The organism is Niallia sp. 01092, from assembly GCF_052318935.1.
In the GTDB taxonomy this organism is placed as follows: Bacteria; Bacillota; Bacilli; order Bacillales; family Cytobacillaceae; genus Niallia.
This window is the reverse complement of the sequence record NZ_JBQRKO010000014.1, coordinates 45,294-65,849: the sequence shown is the minus strand read 5'-3', so window position 1 is coordinate 65,849 and position 20,556 is coordinate 45,294. Positions and strand designations below refer to the sequence as shown.

Genomic DNA, 20,556 nt, shown 5'->3' with positions numbered 1-20,556 from the left:
AACTTCCCTGACAGCTAACGTCAGGGAAGTTATCATAATTGATGAAATTTTATTAATTCCGACAAAACTTCAATAAGTCTTTTCTTAAGACTTATTGGCTCAATAACTTGAATAGATTTACCGTACGGTAAAAGTAAATAAGGTACATATCTATGTATCATATTTTTTTCAAGAAGAAATACTGCTTGATTTGAAGTCCGTTCTTGTAGATAATGTCCTAAAAACCAATGTTGGCAAATATCACCCAACGCACTTGTATTACCATTAATAATCAAAAGGATAGTCTCTTCCTTATCTACTATAGTTGGAAGGAGGTTTTTCATAAAAAAGTCACGTGCTGAAAAATTTTCTGGCAAGTTAAACTTATTTTCGGTTAGCATTAGACTTTCAATTCGATTTACTCTAAAACTACGGATATCATTCCTAAGATGACAAAATCCAATCACATACCACTTATTATTCCAATAAATAATTCTGTACGGATCAACCAATCTATACTTTGATTGCTCTTCGCCACTTTTATGGTATAGAATTTTTACAGAGTATCCATCAGCTACGGCCTGCTCCAACTCCTTCAAGAAAGGTTCTATAGAGAGGGAATTTAATCGACTTATTACTTCAAGACTGGTTAAATGTTGGTTTATCTTTGTTTCCTGCTCTTGATTTGAATATTTGCTTAGCTTTGAAATAGCTCTATTTAGTACTTCACCTCCATAATATCCGGCTTCTTCTGCAAAAACAGCAGCGTGAAATAGTGAGGTTTGCTCCTCAAAATCAAAAAAAAGAGGAGCTTCAATAAAATTGTTCAATAAAGTGTATCCACCGTTATGTCCTGTGTCTGAAATTATTGGTACACCACTTGTTGAAAGTGTATCAATATAACGATACACAGTCCTTATATTCATCTCTAACTTTTTTGAAATTTGTTTTGCAGTAATTTTTTTACCTGAACTAAGCATCCATAGAATTGCTAGTATATTGTCAATTTTAGGCATATAAATCCACCTCTATATGGAATTTGTTATAAATCATATAAGTTTATTTTCCTTAATTAGTAATAAGTAAATTTTACAGTATTTTTCATTTGAATTTAACTTATTTTCTTGAATTAGACTATTCTGTCTTGTTAGTTTAAGTATAATTTTTCAAAATCTATTTCCGATTTTTAGTATAACTCATCAACTGCGTTATTCAACAATCTGGCCATTATAGTTAAATACGTGTACTCCTTATAGACTAGGTTATTTCCGTATATATAAAAATGTAGTATAATTTTAATGGCAAGCAAGGGACTAATTGACTAATGGTGGTGAAATCGCTACCTGATTTTTAAACGTATCTCATATTCTGCGCACTTTTTCTCGCATTGTCGTCTTTAATTGTGTGTCACTTGGTCGCTTCATGGCCTAGAAGGGTAGAATTATCTTTGCTTGCCTATTTTATTAGTAAGGAGTTGATTGCTATATCTAACCGAGTAAAGGTTGAACTGAAAAGCAATAATACAGTTATTAATACTAGGTTTAAAAGCTTAACTGACTTTGAGGATATAGCTAATCTATTAGAAATACCAGTTGAGTTTTTATGGAAAATTCTGATTAGAGATAAGAATATAAATTATAGAATGTTTAAACTACTTAAAAAAAATGGGAATGAACGTACAATTTATTCTCCTTCAACAAATTTAGCTATTCTTCAAAAGAAGCTAGCATATATCTTAACCCTGAATTTCAACAGCCATCAAAAATCCCATGGTTTTGTAAAAAATCGCAGTATTGTATCAAACGCATCAGAACATATAAATAAAAAGTTTGTACTTAATTTTGATTTGGAGAATTTCTTTGAAAGTATTAAATTTCGAAGAGTAAGGCATATGTTTATAGCTTACTTTAAATTTAATGATACTGTAGCTACTACTTTAGCGAACATTTGTTGTCATCCAAAAGGTTTTTTACCCCAAGGTGCAGCTACATCTCCAATTATCTCCAATATACTTGCTAAAAGTTTGGATAAAGAATTGACAAGAGTTGCTCAACATACAAAATGGAGCCAGTATACTCGCTATGCAGATGACATTACATTCTCCACTAATAAAAGGCACTTCCCTAAAGAAATTGCCTATTTAGATAATGATGGTAATGTAATACTGAATGAAAATATAGTAAAGATTGTAGAAAAATATGGATTTAAAATTAATCCTGAAAAAACAAGGCTTCAAAATCGGAAACAACATCAGTCAGTGACAGGAATAGTAGTAAATGAAAAACTTAATATTGATAGAACTTATATCAGGAGAGTTCGTTCGATTTTAAATTGTATAGAGAAAAATCTCGATAAACTTGATGTTGCAGTAAAAATATTTGAATCCAAATACCCTTTTCGCCAAAGGAAAGAAGGCAATAATCCCGATATGTTTCTTGTCTTAAGAGGAATGATTTCACATGTAGGACATGTAAAAGGTAAACACGATAAAGTGTACTTAAAACTTGCTAAACGATTTAATGAAATTGCACAAATAAATAAACTCCAACCTATAAAACTACCATTATCTAATATAGAATTTCATGAGAGATATACATATATTATTGATAATCCTGATACGGAATTTTTTATAACAGAGGATGGTGATTTAGGAGAGTTTGTATATGGGCAGGGCACCGGGTTTCTCTTGAAAGATATAGGTCTTGTTACAAACGCTCATGTTATTTCTGATGCAATAGATGTTTTAGAATTTGATCTTAAATTTACAAAAGAGTTTAATATAGCATATTACAAATCTACAGATCATTACATTCAACAATGGGCAAAAATTGTTTGTTATGATATCGATAAAGATATAGCGATATTAAATGTAAAAGATATGGATATCTCTAATCAAGGATACACATATAATGAATTTATTGAAAAAGGACAAGCAATTGAGCTTATAGGATTTCCCGACTACAGAAAAGGGCAGGAAATTAGAATACAAGAAGGTGAAGTACAAGGAGTAAGAATGCATGAGAGCAAGCATAGACGTTACGAAATTTCGACTACTATATATGGTGGGAATAGTGGCGGTCCTATTGTTAATGAAAATAATGAAGTCGTAGGAGTTGCAGTAAAGGGAGCAACATTAAATGGTGTATCGCCAAATGAAATTATACCAATATCTGACGTAATTGAATTAGCAAGAAAAATGAATTTATTAAAAGCCTAACATGATTTAGCTTAGATAATTAAGAAAGCTTAAATTAAAATGTATATACATTTATTTCTTCATCATCAATATTCTTTCATAGGCACTTTATATTTATTCAAGAAAAGGGAGCGATTATTGAGCGAGAAGTAAAGGGTTATATATATTATACATGACTAATATGTATATGCCCTTCTACGATTTAGGTCTTGATAATAAAACAAAGATTGATAAAAAGTCGTTAACTAAGACTGAAGTCTTCTGAAAGATCCTAAGCTTAAGCCAACTAAATGGGACTAAACTCATTCTTCTATCCTAAATATGTCATTCTTTTCTTCATTCAATTGATTGGCAATATAATTTCTTATTGTTTCTTCATCCACTGTTCCTACAGTCGCATAAAAATAGCCCCTTGCCCATAATATTTTTGATAGAGTAATGATATAAATTAACGAACCAGAGTTGAATAAAATTTTAAGTTCTTTATATTTAGGATTAATCAGATTTTTAACTATTATTATGGTATTTATGGATTTAACAAATAATAAAATTGAAGGTATTTGATATAATTTGTCGAAATTGATTATGTAAATTTCTGTTTGAAGGAGAAATTGTAATGAGTAATAATGTCCTTTTATTATTTGAAAAATGCAAGTCTAATACTGATGCTATACAAACTAATAGAGGATTCCTATATCAGTACCTAAAAACCTTAAAAACATGGGTATGTGATGCTATAAATAATACAGAAAATGAAATTTTTTGTGAAACAGAAGATGATATTAAAGAAGTAAATTCTGATGTTAAAAGTTTAAAATTCATACAAGTAAAATGTTACTCTAGCAACTTAGGAACTCAAGACGAAGAGATTGAAAAAACCATCTACAATTTTTTTATTCTTTACAATCTCTACCCAGATTACAATGGTCAATTTCATTTTGAAACTAATACAAATATAAAAAGAAATGACGAAATACTTAAAAACTGGTATAAAGATCAAGAAAATTTGAGTAATGACCTTATCATTAAATGTAAATTAAGAGTTCAAGAAATATTGAAAGGTATGACAGAGAAAAAAAAGAAATCAGAAATCCAGAAAATAGAAAAAAGGATTGCTAAGCTAGATCCTGATTTGTTCGAAGAAATAGACTCACTTAAAAAGGAAAAGGATACTGTAATCAAAGAATTTAAACCATTATTTGATCGAATTAACGAAGACCACTATCTAGAATCTTTTGTGAAAAGTATTAAGTGGAATTTTGAACAAGTAGAAGGAGAAGAATCTGTCCGAATTATAAAACAGGAGTGTGTAGATAGTTTAAAAGGATATACAGATAAATATACTTATTTATTATTAACTCGATTGTTATCTGAAATATATCTTCGTTCTTCAAATACTAAAGTTGATGATAGAAAATTGAATAAAAGTTTACTTGACGAAATAATTAAAGAATCCGAACAAGAAATGTCGGATAAGAGTGTTAAATTCATAACAGATTCTTTAAACCAAATAACCGAAAAAATTGATGACCTTAAAGGTTTGGTTAGTGAAGGATTTCATTCTATGAAAGAAATGTTTGGTACAGCAATAACTAAACCATCAAGTTACGATTTTGAAAAAATGATTAAGATGTATTTAATTAGGATTGAGTCTTTTCTCGAAAATAATATGACTCTACCTTTTCAATCTGAAATAGATAATAATTTGATAAATAGCTCCTATTTTAATGATTTTTTTAAAGATCCCACTTGGAAAACAAAAATTATATTACATATTAGTGAATTTGCAAGGGCTTACGGTGATAATAGCTTGGTAAGAGAGAAAGGAATTATTGATAAACTTTTGGAATTTAATGGTTTAGATATTTCCTTCGACGAATATAGGACTAATATGCGTAAGAAGGTTAATTTAATATTGGCGGAATTACCAGATAATAGAATTACAAAAGGTTTTAAACCATCATTATTCCAGATATATACCCTTTTAAACAATAGATATAACAAAGTCCTGATGATTACCGGTGAATCTGGAGCAGGGAAGACCCATTTATTTAAAACTATCCTATCATCTCATATTATAGAAAAAGAAATAGGAAGCTATTCAATTAGAATTCCTTTAACTGTTAGTGACATAAGAGAGAAAGGATTTGAAGGAGCAGTATTATTTAATCTTACCCATTTTTTAGATTGCAAATTTACTAGTTTGTCTGAAATTAATAATTATGTAATTAATCTTGAAAGAAATGGAGTTAGTTTTAGGGTCATTTTTATTATTGATGATCTACACATTTTATGTAATTCAAATGCAAAGATCTATTATGATTTAAAAGAAAAAATAGAGAGTTATACGAAAAATGATTGGATAAGCTGGTGTATTTTAATAAATGAACTAGATCAATATTTGTTAATGGACAATAGTGGTTTCTTGGAAAAATATTGTTTCTCAAATAATTCCGAAAATGACGCTCTTAATTTATTTGTTAATATGAGTACAGTTAACAATAAACATAAAGTGTGTTACAAAATATTAAATAATTATGATATTGATACAAATGTTATTGATGAACTTCCAGATAATATAAATATTAATAATAATATTAAAATGTTAATGCAAAACCCTTTGATTTGCTATGTTTACGCAAATACTGTTAGTGATAATGAAAAAGAATTGCATAATATCTGTTATTTTGATTTTATAAGAAGGTACTCTGAAGTGAAGAAAAAGCAAATGATTGAATACTCTAAAAGGAATCTGTCGTTTAACGAAATAGATGCTCAAATCGATAATGAAATTGATCAGGTTGTAAGTTTTTTAATTGATAATAAGAAGTTGACATATTCTGAAAGAGAAACAAATAGCTTATTTCAATTATTAAAACATAGTTATTATGAATTGCTTTCAGTTCACCTTGCAAGTAAAAGAATTATAGAAACAAAAGATTCATTTGAGGACCGTAAAGATATAGTCATTAAATTCGTTTTTCCGTTATATTGGGCTTATAAAATACTATTGCATTTTAGAGTGAAAAATGATTGGTCGGAGTTTTCACTATTAAGAAAATCATTTTTTGAGTTAAAAGATGAGTTATTTATTTATGAATTACTTTACTTAGACACAGATATTGAAAATAACATTAAAATTTTAACTCAAGAGATTTCAAATGGTTTAAACAGCGATAATGGAAAAGAACAATTATTCTTTGTTGCAATAAAGACTAGTATTAAATGTCAAGAAATAATATTTCGGAAATTGTTGGAAAGTGAGGGAATCATCTTAAATAAAAAAGAAACTTTCGGTTTATTGTACTTTCTGTTGCATACTAATGCTAGGGTTGATCAAAAGTGTAAAGTTCTAGGAAGAAATTTAGAAAGAATTTCAGAGTATGAATTAGGTGTTTACCTTGAAAGTTTATGTAAAGTAATGTTTAATGACTTGAAAAATTTAACAAAATTAAAAAGGTGCATATCTGAGTTTATATGTACAGAAGATACAAGGATTAGTAGAACAATTGGAAAAATTGCAGCAAACAACTTTGCTCGGCTTGTTAATGGGATTCCTCTGGAAAGTGTTATTCAAAATCATCTTATAAACTTCTTATCTGACAACCTAGAAAAAATAAGTGAAAGTAAAATTAGAAAAGGTAGACATTTGAATGATACTTATACAGAATACTTTTTGCGCTATTTATTCAGAGTTCTAATTGAGAATAGTACTGACAATAGATTTTTATTACACGAAATATTGTTAAGCAAAAATTTTTATTACTTAGAAGAAAAAGATGAAAAGCTCAAACCTATCGCACATATGTTAAGGAGTAACAGTGCTATTGCTTATGGGTCTTATTTTAAACATATGAGTCATTCTAAGAAAAAAATCTTCAAGGAATTATATATTGATTGCATCACAAATCTTTTAGAATCAGATCTAACTAGACAGAGAATCTTAGCGTATCATTTTATATCTAATACTTTAATTGATCCTGAGGATCAGAACTTAACTCTGGAAAGTGAATTTATCCCATTATTGAAAATAATTTATGAAGATAAACGACTTATTAACTTTAATAAAGAGCGAAAGTGGTTTTATGAAAAGAATATTAATCCAAGTTTCAAATAATATCTTCGGCTAGAACCTACAAAAAAGCAGTTCTTCAGTAAACTTTTTTATAAAAGGATGATTCAATTGAGTATAGAAAAAGCGTGTTTTGATTAATCTTTTTTCAAAATACACTTTTTCTATTTGCACTTTTATCAAGGTTTACTAAGTTAATTTAATCAAACCTTATTCCAAGGCTACAAAGGAGTGCAATCTAATGAGAATTTACACCCCGTTCTGCTTCACTTATACATGGACAAGTATTTTCAGTTGAAAACAGAGGGCACTCTTACCATGTTTCAGCAGCATATACATTTTTAAGTACTTATTCCATAATAGAAGAGTTAGGTCTTGATATACGTTTAAGTCAGAAAAAATCACGATTTACGAAGTATGGCCCATGGAATCCAGTTGTTAATGCGGTGAAAGTTGCACGTACTGGTGTAAACGAGGGGAAAAGGGAGAGATAACTTCAAACTCTTACCTATTCGTATGAGCAAGAAGTAAAAGGGTGATACATATTCATGTATAATATGTATCACTCTTTATTTTTTATGACTTTCTACGATTTAGGTCTTGAAAATATAAAAATGTCCAAAATAATTGTAGAAAGAATGAAAAGCTATTGCAATTAAACAATATATTTAGATAAAAAAGCTGAGCCATGTAGAATTTCTTGCATGCTCAGCTTTTATTATTAGTCGAACTTAAATCCTTTTAGAGCGTCTGCCAGTGCATTATTAACAGGTTCTTGTTCTTTATTCTGCTGCTTTAAATATTTCTGAACAGTACGTTTATCGACTTTACCGCGGGATTCTTTCTTACGTCTCGCTTCAAAAGCTGATAGCTTTTCACGATAGCCGCATTTACATACAAAGATTTGACCTGCACCTTCACCACGAAGTTCTAGTTTCTTCTTACATTGTGGACAGCGTGCATTGGTTACCCGTGATACGTTTTTACGGTGACCACATTCACGATCTTGACACACAAGCATTTTGCCTTTTTTACCGTTTACCTCAAGCATTGGTTTACCGCAATCAGGACATGACTTTGTAGAGATATTTTCGTGCTTGTATTTTTTATCACTTGCTTTAATTTCCATCACGATTTCTTTTGTGTGCTTTTTCATTTCATTGATAAAGATGTCTTTTTTCAGCTTACCTTTTGCAATTAATTCAAGTTTTTGCTCCCACTTTGCTGTTGTAGCCGGCGAACGCAATTCTTCTGGAACTAAATCTAACAGTTGACGACCTTTTTGCGTAATGTAAATTTCCTTACTACCACGTTTTTCAATTAGGAATGAATTAAACAGTTTATCAATGATATCAGCACGTGTGGCAACTGTACCTAGTCCACCTGTCGCTTTTAACGTATCTACAAGCTCTTTATTGCTCGTTTGCATGTACTTAGTAGGGTTTTCCATGGCAGATAATAATGTGGCCTCTGTAAAGCGAGCAGGTGGCTTTGTTTGACCAGATGTTTGTACAATTAATTTTGTTTTCAATACATCGCCTTTTTTTATAGATGGTAGTAATTGCTCTTTTACATCATCTGAAGACTCCTCATCATCAAAATGATTTTCGTATACTTCTTTCCAGCCGGTGTTAATAACTGTTTTCCCTTTAGCAATAAATTTCTCATTACCAATGGTCGCTTGTAATGTTAATTGTTCGTACTCAAAAGCTGGGAATAGAACGGCTAAGAAACGTTTCACCACAAGGTCATAGATTTTACGCTCTTTATCCGAGAAAGAAGAATAATTAACATATCCCTCGGTCGGAATAATCGCATGGTGATCACTGACTTTGCTATCATCTACAAACGCTTTGGAAGGCTTAATAGGCTTTTTTAGCACTTTATTTGTAAGTGAACGATATTCTCCTATTCCACAAGCTTTTAGGCGCTCTGGAAGCGTACTAACGATATCCGAAGATAAATAGCGAGAATCTGTACGAGGGTACGTTAAAACCTTGTGTGACTCGTATAGACTTTGCATAATCTTTAATGTTTCTTTCGCCGAGTAACTAAATAATTTATTGGAATCACGTTGTAATTCTGTTAAATCATAAAGTGCTGGCGAGAATGATTTTTTCGCTTTACGGTCAATCGCTATAACTGTTGCATCTTGACTACCAAGTGATTTTACAATGGCATCATTTTTTTCTTTGCTAAAGCTTCTACTATTCCCGTTGGTATCTTGCCAAGTTAGTTTAACTGAATCGGTTTGTGCTTCAATGCCATAGTATGTTTGTGGTTTGAAGTTTTTAATTTCATCTTCCCGTGCAGATATCATAGCTACAGTAGGGGTCTGAACGCGTCCACAATTTAACTGTGCATTATATTTGGTTGATAAAGCTCTAGTAGCATTTAGTCCGATATACCAATCTGCTTCAGAACGAGCTACAGCAGCGAAATATAAGCTTTCATAGGCTTTACCAGGTTTTAAATTATTGAATCCATCTTTAATAGCCTTATCTGTTACGGATGAAATCCACAGACGTTTGATTGGTTTATTTACTTTGGATTTGGTAATAATCCAACGAGCCACTAGCTCACCTTCGCGACCAGCATCTGTTGCGATAATGATTTCATTTACGTCATTACGATTTAACTGTGATTTAATGGAATTAAACTGCTTACCGGACTGTTTAATTACTGTTAGTTTTAAACGATCTGGTAGCATCGGTAAATCTTCTAAATTCCACTTTTGGTATTTATTATCGTAAGTTTCTGGATCAGCTAAGGTTACTAGATGTCCAAGCGCCCATGTCACAATATATTTGTCGCCCTCTAAAAAGCCGTTACCTTTTTTATTACACTTCAGCACATTCGCTATATCGCGAGCTACTGATGGTTTTTCTGCTAATACTAAGCTCTTTGCCATATCTTCATACTCCTTTAATATCTTGTACCGTTAATATAACACAGTTTTAGTACATGGAATAAGGAGACGTATTAGTTCTATTTGGAAGTCATAATTGTCATCGCTTGTTTAAGTATTTCTACTTCCTGTTTTAAACGTTTATTTTCTTTTTGAATAGCGTTGAATTCTTTAAAAGAAATAGCTGATTCATCAGCATATAGCTTTATCCAAGAATAGATTGCGGTTGGTGAAACTTTATATTCTTTACCCAGTTCAGTTGTTGCTCTTCCTTCAAGATGTAATTGAACAATTTTCTTTTTAAAATTTTCATTATATTTTTTACTAGACATACAAAATCTCCTTCAAAAAATGTTATTAATATTGTAGCATCACCTCTTCGTGATGACTATAGTCGGTCGATTATATATGTGAATTTCTTAGTTAATTAACTAAGAGGTGAGCATATGGAGATATCAAAAGCCTTTGGTATAGTCTTGAAAAAGCGCAGGAACGTGGCCGGACTTTCCCAAGAACAATTAGCGTTACAATGCGATCTAGACCGAACTTATATTGGTTTACTAGAACGTGCGCAAAGACAGCCAAGTATTACTACAATATTTACTATCTGTGAGGTTTTAAAAATAAAACCTCATGAATTAATTAAAGAAGTTGAAAACTTATATGGTATTTAGAGGAGATGCAAAAAACAGAAGAAGTTTAAAAAATAATAGTGATATACAAAAATAGGCCTACATTAAGAGAACCCATGCTAGCAAGTTAGGTTCTCTTAATCAAAAGATAAATATGTTTTTGCCATTTTGCCACTTTACCGAGAAACTATAAATCTAGGTCTTCGATAAGTGTATTTTTTGCCTTATTTGGTAATGGAACTACATTATCAATCGCATTGTCAGTATTAAGTCCTAGCATGGCCTTATTAGGCTGCTCTTTAAAAATATCCTTAAATAGTTGTTCCACTGTAGCAGATCTAGTTTTTCCTGTTGTAATTAGGTTTATTAAACCAAGATCCTTAACGCTTGATAGGTTTGCCCATTGAAAAAGAACATTTTGATAGATTTCGTTATTGTTCTTAAGATTTACAATCTCAGCTTTAAGGTCGATGATTTCTTGTGTCATCTTGGCTTCTTTTTCTTTAAGTTGATTGTAGCGCGTAGATATTCTACGATAGCCATGCTCATTTACCTTCAGTTGATTAATGATTTTTTTTTTGGTAGCTGGAGTGTCTTGTGATAGTCTGTTTATAACATCATTTGTTGGGATAATTTCAATGTGTTGATTATTGTTCTCTATTAAAGCGCTTCTTTTCTTATTGATTTCATCAACTAATAATTTTCCTTGCCGACCAGGTTTTCTCCAGAAATCTTCACTAAGTTTAAAATCTACTAATCCTTTGTTATATTCTTCTAGTGCATAAGAGAATATTTCTTTATATTTTATAATTTGAACATTTACGTGGGTCCTTAAGAAATCATCAATAATCTTTAGAAGAATATCTTTGGGATATAAATTAGGCTTGCGCCCCCGACTTTTCATACATTTCAAACCTTTCCTTTAGCTTTGCTAACTGGTATAATGCATCCTTTACTTCCTTAGAACTTTCTACTAATTGGTAATTGAACTGTGAATTTTTTTCATCATATACATTATTTTTATGATGAATGAGACCAGTTTTATGAAGTGCTAGTAGTTTATCGATGCATAATTTAAGAACAGATTCCCGATTAACAAGAATGGTTTGTAGTTTATCATAATGTTTTTGATAATCATCAAAGGTTATTCTCCAATGTTTACAGAGATAATGCTCATCTACAGGACAGTCTTGTAATGGATCTGTACAATAACCGATTTCTAATGGAATTTTAACAACTTCAGAAACTTCCGTAGTAGTACTCATTGCATTTTTAAAAATAATCTCTTTGAAAAATTCGTTTGAAAGGTCACCTGTGTGTCTTTTTTGATTTGTTAATAACTTTATTAGGTCGGAATCAATCCAATATTCCAAATGGTTATGATAAGCCATTTGAGAATAAACAGAATTGTGTCCCCCTAATCTAGCAATCTCACTTGGATGATAACCTTGCAACATTAAATTTAAAAATGCAAAATGACGAGTGTCATTTGGTCTTATTTTTCTAAAGATATTGTAAGGTGATTGAGTATGGGGCTCTGAACTGCTCTCTAATAATTTAAAGCCATACTTCTCACAAACAATTTCCCTATAAAATTTGTCTAATAGACTCTTGAAGTTTCTGTAATTAAAGACTTCCGGTTTTGCATTTCGTGTTGTACTAGACGTTTGTAATAATGTTTTAGTTGGTTTAACTGAATATATTTTTTGTTGATATAATTTGATTGAGTTGGCAATTTTATTTGATATCAAAACTTTATCGTAATTTATTTTGCGATTCTTTTTATTTTTACTTCTAGGTAAAGTTAAAAGATATCCTTCCTTGCTAGAGATTAAACAATCAAATTTCAAATTGCAAAATTCGCTAATGCGTATTGGGATAATATTTGTTAAATTCCACCATAAATAAATCGGGTAGTAGTCCAAATATTCATTATCAATGTCCTCATTAGAAAAGTATACCTCAACAATTAGGGAAAATTTAAGAACATCTCGGCTTGATGGTAATTTTCTTATTGCTGCTGAATTCTGTTTTTGATAGTATCTTAAAATTAGTTCCAGATATTCTTCTGGCACTATCAGGTCTTCGCAAAAGTCTAGAAATTCTAGTAGTAAAGATGCTTTATATTGTAAGGAACTGGGTTTAAGATCTTTAGAAAAATAGTTAAGTTCGAATTCATCTATTGTTTCTAGATTAAATCCTTTACTTAGGATCAATGCATCCTTTGCTCTCCTTATTTTTCTCGTTAAGTGATGGAAACTAATATCATTCTCTAAAAGTAAAATAAACCAAGATTTTAAAAGCAAGATAAATTGGTCAGTATCAAACTTCTTTGATGAAAAAGAATCGAAGCCAAAATCTACAAAATATGTTTGTGAAAAATATTCATCATAAATGTTCCATCTGTTATTGGATGCTTCGGCTGTAAGCTTCACACTCGATTCTTTAAGACTGTTTATCCTGTCTTGTAAAGTACCACGGAGACTTTCATTATAGTGAGTTGAGGTAGAAGAAAAATCTAGACTATGATTATTCTCCATATTAGGTGCCTCCAATTGTCAGATTTTCATTTATACTCTCTAAGCTGCGTATGTTATTTAGGAAATCTGAATAGTCCTTGCCTAAAAATGAGCTTAGTACACTTTCTCCAAATTGTTTTTTAGCAGCACTTATTAAGGAAAGGTTTTTGTATAATAAATTTGCTAATCTAACCTTTTCACCTTTATAAGAAATGTTTTTAATCTGTTCTAATTTAGGTATCAAATCATTTAGGTTATAAACCGTCTTTGTTAGGACATAGAAATGCGGGATTGCAAATGGGCAACTGTTACATTTTCTATCTAAGAATAAACAATCGCCGAGAATACATTGCCAAAAGGAATCTTTGGCCGGCAGTTGATTCATATTTATTAAATCTAGTAATTCCTTTTGTTGTTCTCCCGATAAATTCTGAACGAATTCATATAAAGGTTTCCTCTGTTCTTCAATAGCATTTAACATTATGGAGAAATTTTCAACTTTATATATGTCTCCGAAAACTGTGGCTAACAGATTCTTTTCATTGTTTTCTATAGAACTATTTTGAGATTCCCCAATAACAATTTGTTTTAAATAATCATAGGTATAGCCAAAGTAACCTTTATCGAACAATTGCTTACTAATTTTATTTAGATGCTCTTCATTTACATGTACATATCTGTTAGTTGTGTCTAAAGAATCATGATTTCTAATGAATTTAGTAATCTCCAACGGGTTACGATTTGTTTTTTGCTTTAGGATTGAATTCACAAAGGTTATAAATGTACTGTTAGCCTTTAGAGATTTAAATTTAAAATTGTTTATAGGGAAAGTTTTGAAAAACTTATCATGCATGCTGACAGTCAATTCGTTTGAATTACCTAAATCAATTAAATTATTTCTTTTTGAATCTGCCATTTGAGCATTAAGTTCACATAAAACGATGGCATTAGCTACGGGTAATACCATATCTTCAGAAATAAAGAAATAGGCCTTTTTACCATTTTTGTTATGATAAACATTCATTAAATTTGACGTTAGTTCCCAGATGATTTTTGTAGCTTCAAGCTCAGTTAAGTTGTGATTTTCAAATGATTTGTAATCCTGCACAGGGATAGATAAGGGGATACGAGGTATCTTTTCAATAAAATCATTACTTCTCCATCCGTTATTTAAATGAAGCATTACGTAAAACCAAATGGATTCATAATTCCCCTTCATCCCGTCTATTGACTTTACCTTATATTCGGAAATAGCATTGTCTTTATGGAGTTTAATGTCTTTAACGTAGTCCAGTAGTGTTAAAAACTCCTTAGTCGAATAGATTTGCTTATTGTTCTGAGAGTTTACTAATCGCTCCTTTTTTTCCGCATGGGGGTTATTAAGCTTTGAAACCAAGTACTTACAATTGGGAAAGCTTAAAAGTAAGTGATTAAAGAAACCATATAAAACTTCTTTGTAAGTACCTGGAACTTTATTGTTTAAAAATACGAAATTAATCTCATTAGAAGTCATGTCCATAATTTCTTTTGAAATTAACGTCGACTGTAGTAATTCTGTTATTTTAATAAATCGAACAAAAAGTTTCTTGATCGTTTTAATATTTCCGTTTGAACTTAATAATTTTTTTGAAACAAAATTATGCCATGCCTTTTCTGTATCTTTAACTAAATTTGAAAAATGAATATCTAATTCTTTGACTGTTTTCAAAAAGATTTTATCTGGGAGAGTAGTGTATTCTAATTCATTTTTATATTGCTCAATTAAATTGGAAGCTTTTAATGATTTTAAATAACCATCAATACCTTTCTTAGGATATACAGTTCTAAGTTTTTTTAGGCGACCAAATCTCAAATGAGATGGTATTTGCAACTTTTCTCTATTTTTATTTAATACAGTGCAGGGGACTTTAACAATTGCTTTAGCAAAGGTATAGTTTAAGCCTAATAAATTGTTTTGCTCTTCATATAATTTTTTAAGCAGATTAGAACAATCCTCTAGCAAATAGTAATTAATATTTCCATGCTCAAATTTATGAATTTGAAAGTTTTCTTTATTTTCATCAAACTGTTTCTTTGAATAGTCCAATTTGGCTATTAAATCTTTTTCAGAAATTATATTTTTTATTTTGCCATTTACGGATGGCATTGGATAGTTTGTTATTTCTTCTATAATCTGTGTGATCTTTTCATCTTCTAAATGCCCAAGTACTTGAAGTGAATTTTTTATTCTTGAAACGGTATTTGGATCATGTTGTATAACATTAATAGGCCCTGAAACAGTAGTTGAATGATTTGTTTTAGTAGGTAAGAACTTTTTTTTGACTTCTCCAGTAATCGGTACATCTTTTCCATCACCTAAATATTCAGACATTTGAAATGAATCCCATGATTCCGGAGTAATATTCAAATCATGTTGTATAACGTTAACGGGTTCTAAAGCAACAGTTCGATTATCTTCGGTAATTTGTCGATGTTGGCCATGTATTCTTGCAATAATGGTATTGATCTTATCTTTCGGAAAAACCAAATGAAAGTTATAAAATTTCTTAAACTTGACTTCAATAGGTAATTCTTCAGAAATTAAGGGAATGTTCAAATCTGAGCAAATTCTGTAGAATTTACTTATGTCATATCCTAGTAAATGTTCCACGTCGCTAATTAAATAATAATTCGAATCGTAGTAGTTATATAAATCTGTTCTCCTTTTAACAAAATCATCTATCTCGCCCTTAGGCCAATAATTTTGACGTGATGGAGGAATTTTTATAGGGGAGATGTTAAATTGAGCCATATATCTATTAATGTTATTCGGTATATCAAGTAATTCCGTTAATTCTACAGAAGTGTAATATTCAGTTAATTTTACAGGAGTATAATATTCAGTTAAATCATTTTTAGTTTTAGTTAGAGATAGAAATTGTTTCTTATCATAAAAAATAAAAGCGTTCGCAAACTTATATACGTTATCAACAGGTCGTGTACGGATAGAGGTTAATTTACGAATAAGATTTCTAGAATAGCCCAAGTCTCTTATTTGATCACCAGTTATTTTGGTTTCAAGGTTATGTTCATAATTTTCATCTATAATATTTTTCAGAGAACTTATACTCGACTTGTCGTAATAAATAATTTCATATTTTCCATTTGATGTTAATGGAATACCATATTCTTTAATTACCTTTTTGAATTTTTTCGAATTTGTAAAACCTAAATATTTTCTGGCCTCCTTTTCACAGATAGTACGAGTCAGAAAATCCTTATGTTGCAATTTTTCTTCCACTTCGTCCTTATCATAAAAGGCAAGGACTCCAGCGTATTCTTTAATCCTATCGAGAGGCTCTGCTTTATATGTCTGGAGTCTCAATCTGTCTAATTTACTAAACCCAAGCTCTCTTACTTGCTGAGTACTTAAGCGATTGGCTTTATTAAATGAATACCTTTTTTCAACCAGGTCGATAAAGGATTTTATATCTGAGTCCTTATAATACTTAAAGGAGCTATATCCTTTTTTCTCCTTTCTAATTTTGCAATCATTTAATGCACGTTCAAGTTGTTCAGGTGTTTTAAAACCCACTAATTCCATTATTTGTGAAAGTGCCAATAGTTCACAACTGTTGTTTTTAGATGCTAAATATGCATTTACTTCTGATTTGTCATAGAAGTAAGTTACTCCAGTAAAATTCTTATATCTATCGAAAAGGGTAGTAGGCTCGCTCTTAAGCATAGCTCTATCGTGTCCAGTACATCCCAACGAAATAAGCTCTTTGGGAGTATATTTATTTGAGCAATTGTCTTTATACCGTTTTTCAAGAATATCCCGTAAGTTATTTATAATATTGGTATCATAAATAACTTCTTTAGAATTATTAATACCTATCTTTTGTATTGAGGCTTCTTTAAGAAATAATCTAGTTTGATATATTGATAAATTAAGGAGGGTTGAAACTTCTTTTAGTGTCATATGGTCACGCAAGCTTTACACCTCCTTTAGCATGTTAAAATTATTGATTGCTAAATTCATGGAGCTAAGTAATGTATTTTCATCTACATAACTTAATGCGGACTGTAAGCTTCTGTCGCCCCTAGCTAATGCAATCTGGGTGGGGGTTAGACCCAAATCTATTAATATGTTAGTGAAAACACCCCTGCCAATATGTGTAGACCATTTGTTGTTTGTTAAAAGTATATAATCTTCGACTTGATTTTTTATTAGTAAGTCATTCAGAAACTGTTGTTTAATCTTATCAATTTTTGCTGAATATCTTTTGCCCCTTAAGGCTTTGAAATTCCGTGTTGAGATAAAAAGTGCTTCGGAAGTTCCTTTAGTTAATTTAGTTAGCGTGTTTAGGTGCTCTTCATGCAGGGGCTTTATAATTTCAGGACAAATACATATTTGATCTCTTGGATATTTAACTTGAATATCAGCTTTGTTTATTGCATCGGCAAATAAGATGTCTTGATTGTCTCTAATCTCAACTATTAGGTTACTATTAGTCCATTTTAAACTAGAGCGTTTTAAGTTAATAACTTCGGAGCGTCTTAATCCTCCAAAAAATTGTAAAGCTATACCTAACGCCATTAGTGGTTCAATACGCTTTGCTGTCATAATAAAATCTATAATTAGTCTATTTCTATTTTTACCGAAGTCTTTAATAACATTATTTTGAATGGAATTTCTTATTGGTAAAATAATGTCTAAATCATTAGTAGTTTCAAAAAGGTTACTTTCTATTTGCGTATTTTTCCTGCCATAATAAGTAGTCTTGTAATCTACACTAAAAGTTTGTTTAATTATTTTCTCTGATATTAACCAATAGTAAAATTTATTTATATATTGTATCTCAGTTTTTACATATCCACTTTTTAATTCGTTTGCTCTACTTTTTAATGATAAATAGGAGATATAATCAGCTCCGTGTTGAAGAGTTAAACTGCTTAATCCCCTTAATATCAATTCAGGATAATTATCTTTATTTTTAAATAAATAATTTAAAAATCTTGTTATTGCATAAGCTGCATTTCTTTGACTATTAATATCCCTTCCTTTATTCTTATATTCTCTTTTTATGAAATTTGAAAGAGGTGAAGGAAATATTAGATAATCATTTTCTTTAACTCCGATACCAATACTACTGAATATTTCTCCATTTTTTGAAGCTTCATCAAATTCCCTTACAACAAATCTCATAGTTTCCTCCCGTAAGTTCAATTACTATACTTCTTTACTTTTTATACCCAGAATAAAAATGTACCTGGGTGAAATTATTATTGATATAATCACTATTAAAAGAATATATTAAATTCTGCCCTAAAAACAGTATACATGTGCAAACACCAACAGTTGCAATGGTTGCAGCACGTGAAGAGGAAATTAAGAATTTCAAACCTCAAACGTATTATGGCATTGAAGCGCAAACAGATGGACTTAAATTAACTTGGCAAGATGCGAATGGCAATAGTCGCAGCTTTAATAAAGAAAAAATCGATTCAGTCGTTCAATCACTGGGACGTAAAGATGCGACGGTTGTTTCCATTGACCGTAAAGCAAAGAAAACATTCTCACCTGCTCTATATGATTTAACAGAGTTGCAGCGTGATGCCAATAAAATCTTTGGTTATTCAGCTAAAGAAACATTAAATATTATGCAAAAACTGTACGAGCAACATAAAGTGTTAACATATCCTCGTACAGACTCGCGTTTTCTATCTTCAGACATTGTTAGTACGCTTCCAGAGCGTTTAAAAGCGTGTGGTGCAGGGGAATATCGTTTACTCGCTAATAAAGTTTTAAAAAAGCCAATTAAAGCAACGAAAGCTTTTGTAGATGATAGCAAGGTAAGTGATCACCATGCTATCATTCCAACTGAAGGTTATGTGAATTTCTCAGCATTTACAGATAAAGAACGCAAAATATATGACCTTGTCGTAAAACGTTTCTTAGCTGTATTATTTCCTGCTTTTGAATACGAGCAGTTAACAGTACAAGCAAAAATCAATGATGAAAAATTTATTGCCAAAGGAAAAACGGTAATTAACGCTGGGTGGAAAGAAGTATATGAAAACCGTTTCGATGAGGAAGAATCAACGGATGATGTAAAAGAGCAGTTATTACCTCGTCTTGAAAAAGGGGATGTATTAAAAACAAAGTTAATCGCTCAAACATCAGGACAAACAAAGCCGCCTGCACGTTTTACAGAGGCTACTTTACTATCAGCAATGGAAAACCCTACAAAGTACTTGGAAACAAACGATAAGAAGCTTGTAGATACGTTAAAATCAGCTGGTGGACTTGGTACTGTGGCAACTCGGGCCGATATTATTGATAAATTATTCAATTCATTTCTAATTGAAAAACGTGGTGGAAAAGAAATCTATATCACTTCTAAAGGTCGCCAACTACTAGATTTAGTACCAGTAGAATTAAAATCGCCAGCTACAACGGCTGAGTGGGAACAAAAGCTTGAGCTGATAGCTAAAGGGAAACTAAAAAAAGATGTATTCATTAATGAAATGAAAGAACATACAAAAGAAATTGTCGCAGAAATTAAAGCAAGCAATAAAAAATATAAACACGACAATATCTCAACAAAGTCTTGCCCTGACTGTGGAAAGCCAATGCTTGAAGTAAACGGCAAAAAAGGCAAGATGCTTGTCTGCCAAGATCGTGAATGTGGTCATAGAAAGAACGTAGCACGCGTAACCAACGCACGCTGTCCTCAATGTAAAAAGAAAATGGAACTTCGTGGTGAAGGCACAGGTCAAATCTTCGCATGCAAATGTGGATATCGAGAAAAAATGTCTGCTTTTGAAGCAAGACGTAAAAAAGAATCTGGTGGAAAAGTAGATAAACGTACTGTACAGAAGTATATGAAGCAGCAAGAAAAAGAAGCTGAACCAATTAATAATGCATTTGCAGATTTATTAAAAGGATTTAAATTAGATAAATAATCATTTTAGGAAGGAGAGCAACGAAGAAAGCAAACGATTGTCACGAGTCTGGAAAAGAGGAAGAAATTACTCTTCCTCCTCCACCCGATTCTTAAAAGCCTCCTGCGTAACAATAAATTCCTCATCTTCTGGTGCATCTTTAACATGTGTACTCATACGAGTATTTTCAGGAAAAGGACCTGGATGATGCTTTTTCTTATGTTCAAAATGTTTACCGCGAGCCATTATTTTTTCCTCCTTTTCTTTGACTTTTTTATTGTCTGATAAAAGCTGCATTTCTATACTCACTTAAAAAGAAGCAT

At 31.0% G+C, this 20,556-nt stretch carries 12 protein-coding genes and 1 pseudogene; 4 read left to right on the top strand and 9 right to left on the bottom strand.

Features of this window, described 5'->3' with window-relative positions; translation table 11 throughout:
* Positions 1–32: 32 nt before the first annotated feature.
* Positions 33–995, bottom strand: a complete 963-nt coding sequence (locus ACTXGU_RS14290) for a helix-turn-helix transcriptional regulator (protein WP_443482196.1) — start codon at positions 993–995, stop codon at positions 33–35.
* A 431-nt stretch (positions 996–1,426) separates the two neighbouring features.
* On the opposite strand from ACTXGU_RS14290, the gene ACTXGU_RS14285 reads away from it, so the two are divergent.
* A complete protein-coding gene (locus tag ACTXGU_RS14285; RefSeq protein ID WP_443482195.1) occupies positions 1,427–3,196 on the top strand; it encodes a reverse transcriptase domain-containing protein in 1,770 nt (589 codons plus the stop codon).
* Positions 3,197–3,477: 281 nt separating this feature from the next.
* Here ACTXGU_RS14285 and ACTXGU_RS14280 read toward each other — a convergent pair whose 3' ends face one another.
* Positions 3,478–3,600, bottom strand: a complete 123-nt coding sequence (locus ACTXGU_RS14280; protein WP_443482255.1) for a transposase — start codon at positions 3,598–3,600, stop codon at positions 3,478–3,480.
* Positions 3,601–3,791: 191 nt separating this feature from the next.
* Here ACTXGU_RS14280 and ACTXGU_RS14275 point away from each other — a divergent pair, with 191 nt between their 5' ends.
* Positions 3,792–7,292: a dsDNA nuclease domain-containing protein gene (locus ACTXGU_RS14275; RefSeq protein ID WP_443482194.1), complete on the top strand. Its 3,501-nt coding sequence runs from the start codon at positions 3,792–3,794 to the stop codon at positions 7,290–7,292.
* A gap of 676 nt (positions 7,293–7,968) precedes the next feature.
* On the opposite strand, the gene ACTXGU_RS14270 is transcribed toward ACTXGU_RS14275, so the two are convergent.
* Together ACTXGU_RS14270 and ACTXGU_RS14265 are read right to left on the bottom strand one after the other, a co-directional pair.
* Positions 7,969–10,158, bottom strand: coding sequence for a DNA topoisomerase III (locus ACTXGU_RS14270; protein WP_443482193.1), 2,190 nt, complete (start codon positions 10,156–10,158; stop codon positions 7,969–7,971).
* A 77-nt stretch (positions 10,159–10,235) separates the two neighbouring features.
* Positions 10,236–10,487 carry a transposase gene (locus tag ACTXGU_RS14265; RefSeq protein ID WP_443482192.1) on the bottom strand — a complete coding sequence of 84 codons (252 nt, stop codon included), beginning with the start codon at positions 10,485–10,487 and terminating at the stop codon, positions 10,236–10,238.
* A gap of 114 nt (positions 10,488–10,601) precedes the next feature.
* On the opposite strand from ACTXGU_RS14265, the gene ACTXGU_RS14260 reads away from it, so the two are divergent.
* Positions 10,602–10,829, top strand: coding sequence for a helix-turn-helix domain-containing protein (locus ACTXGU_RS14260; protein WP_443482191.1), 228 nt, complete (start codon positions 10,602–10,604; stop codon positions 10,827–10,829).
* Positions 10,830–10,974: 145 nt separating this feature from the next.
* Here ACTXGU_RS14260 and ACTXGU_RS14255 read toward each other — a convergent pair whose 3' ends face one another.
* The 4 genes from ACTXGU_RS14255 to ACTXGU_RS14240 are packed head-to-tail and all read right to left on the bottom strand — an operon-like array spanning position 10,975 to position 18,494.
* Entirely contained in the window at positions 10,975–11,691 is a 717-nt protein-coding gene (locus tag ACTXGU_RS14255) for a hypothetical protein (RefSeq protein WP_443482190.1), read from the bottom strand.
* Positions 11,666–13,327 (bottom strand): site-specific integrase, encoded by a 1,662-nt coding sequence (locus ACTXGU_RS14250; protein ID WP_443482189.1) that lies wholly within the window; start codon positions 13,325–13,327, stop codon positions 11,666–11,668. The genes ACTXGU_RS14255 and ACTXGU_RS14250 overlap by 26 nt, the downstream gene beginning before the upstream one ends.
* 1 nt (position 13,328) lies before the next feature.
* Complete coding sequence (locus tag ACTXGU_RS14245; RefSeq protein WP_443482188.1) at positions 13,329–17,279, bottom strand: hypothetical protein; 3,951 nt, start codon at positions 17,277–17,279, stop codon at positions 13,329–13,331.
* Positions 17,280–17,282: 3 nt separating this feature from the next.
* A complete protein-coding gene (locus ACTXGU_RS14240) occupies positions 17,283–18,494 on the bottom strand; it encodes a site-specific integrase (RefSeq protein ID WP_443482187.1) in 1,212 nt (403 codons plus the stop codon).
* A gap of 125 nt (positions 18,495–18,619) precedes the next feature.
* Here ACTXGU_RS14240 and topB point away from each other — a divergent pair.
* Positions 18,620–20,254: pseudogene (gene topB / locus ACTXGU_RS14235) on the top strand (DNA topoisomerase III); the annotation flags it as partial.
* A 66-nt stretch (positions 20,255–20,320) separates the two neighbouring features.
* On the opposite strand, the gene ACTXGU_RS14230 reads toward topB, so the two are convergent.
* On the bottom strand, positions 20,321–20,479 hold the full coding sequence (locus tag ACTXGU_RS14230) for a hypothetical protein (RefSeq protein WP_443482186.1): 159 nt from the start codon (positions 20,477–20,479) through the stop codon (positions 20,321–20,323).
* Positions 20,480–20,556: the final 77 nt, after the last annotated feature.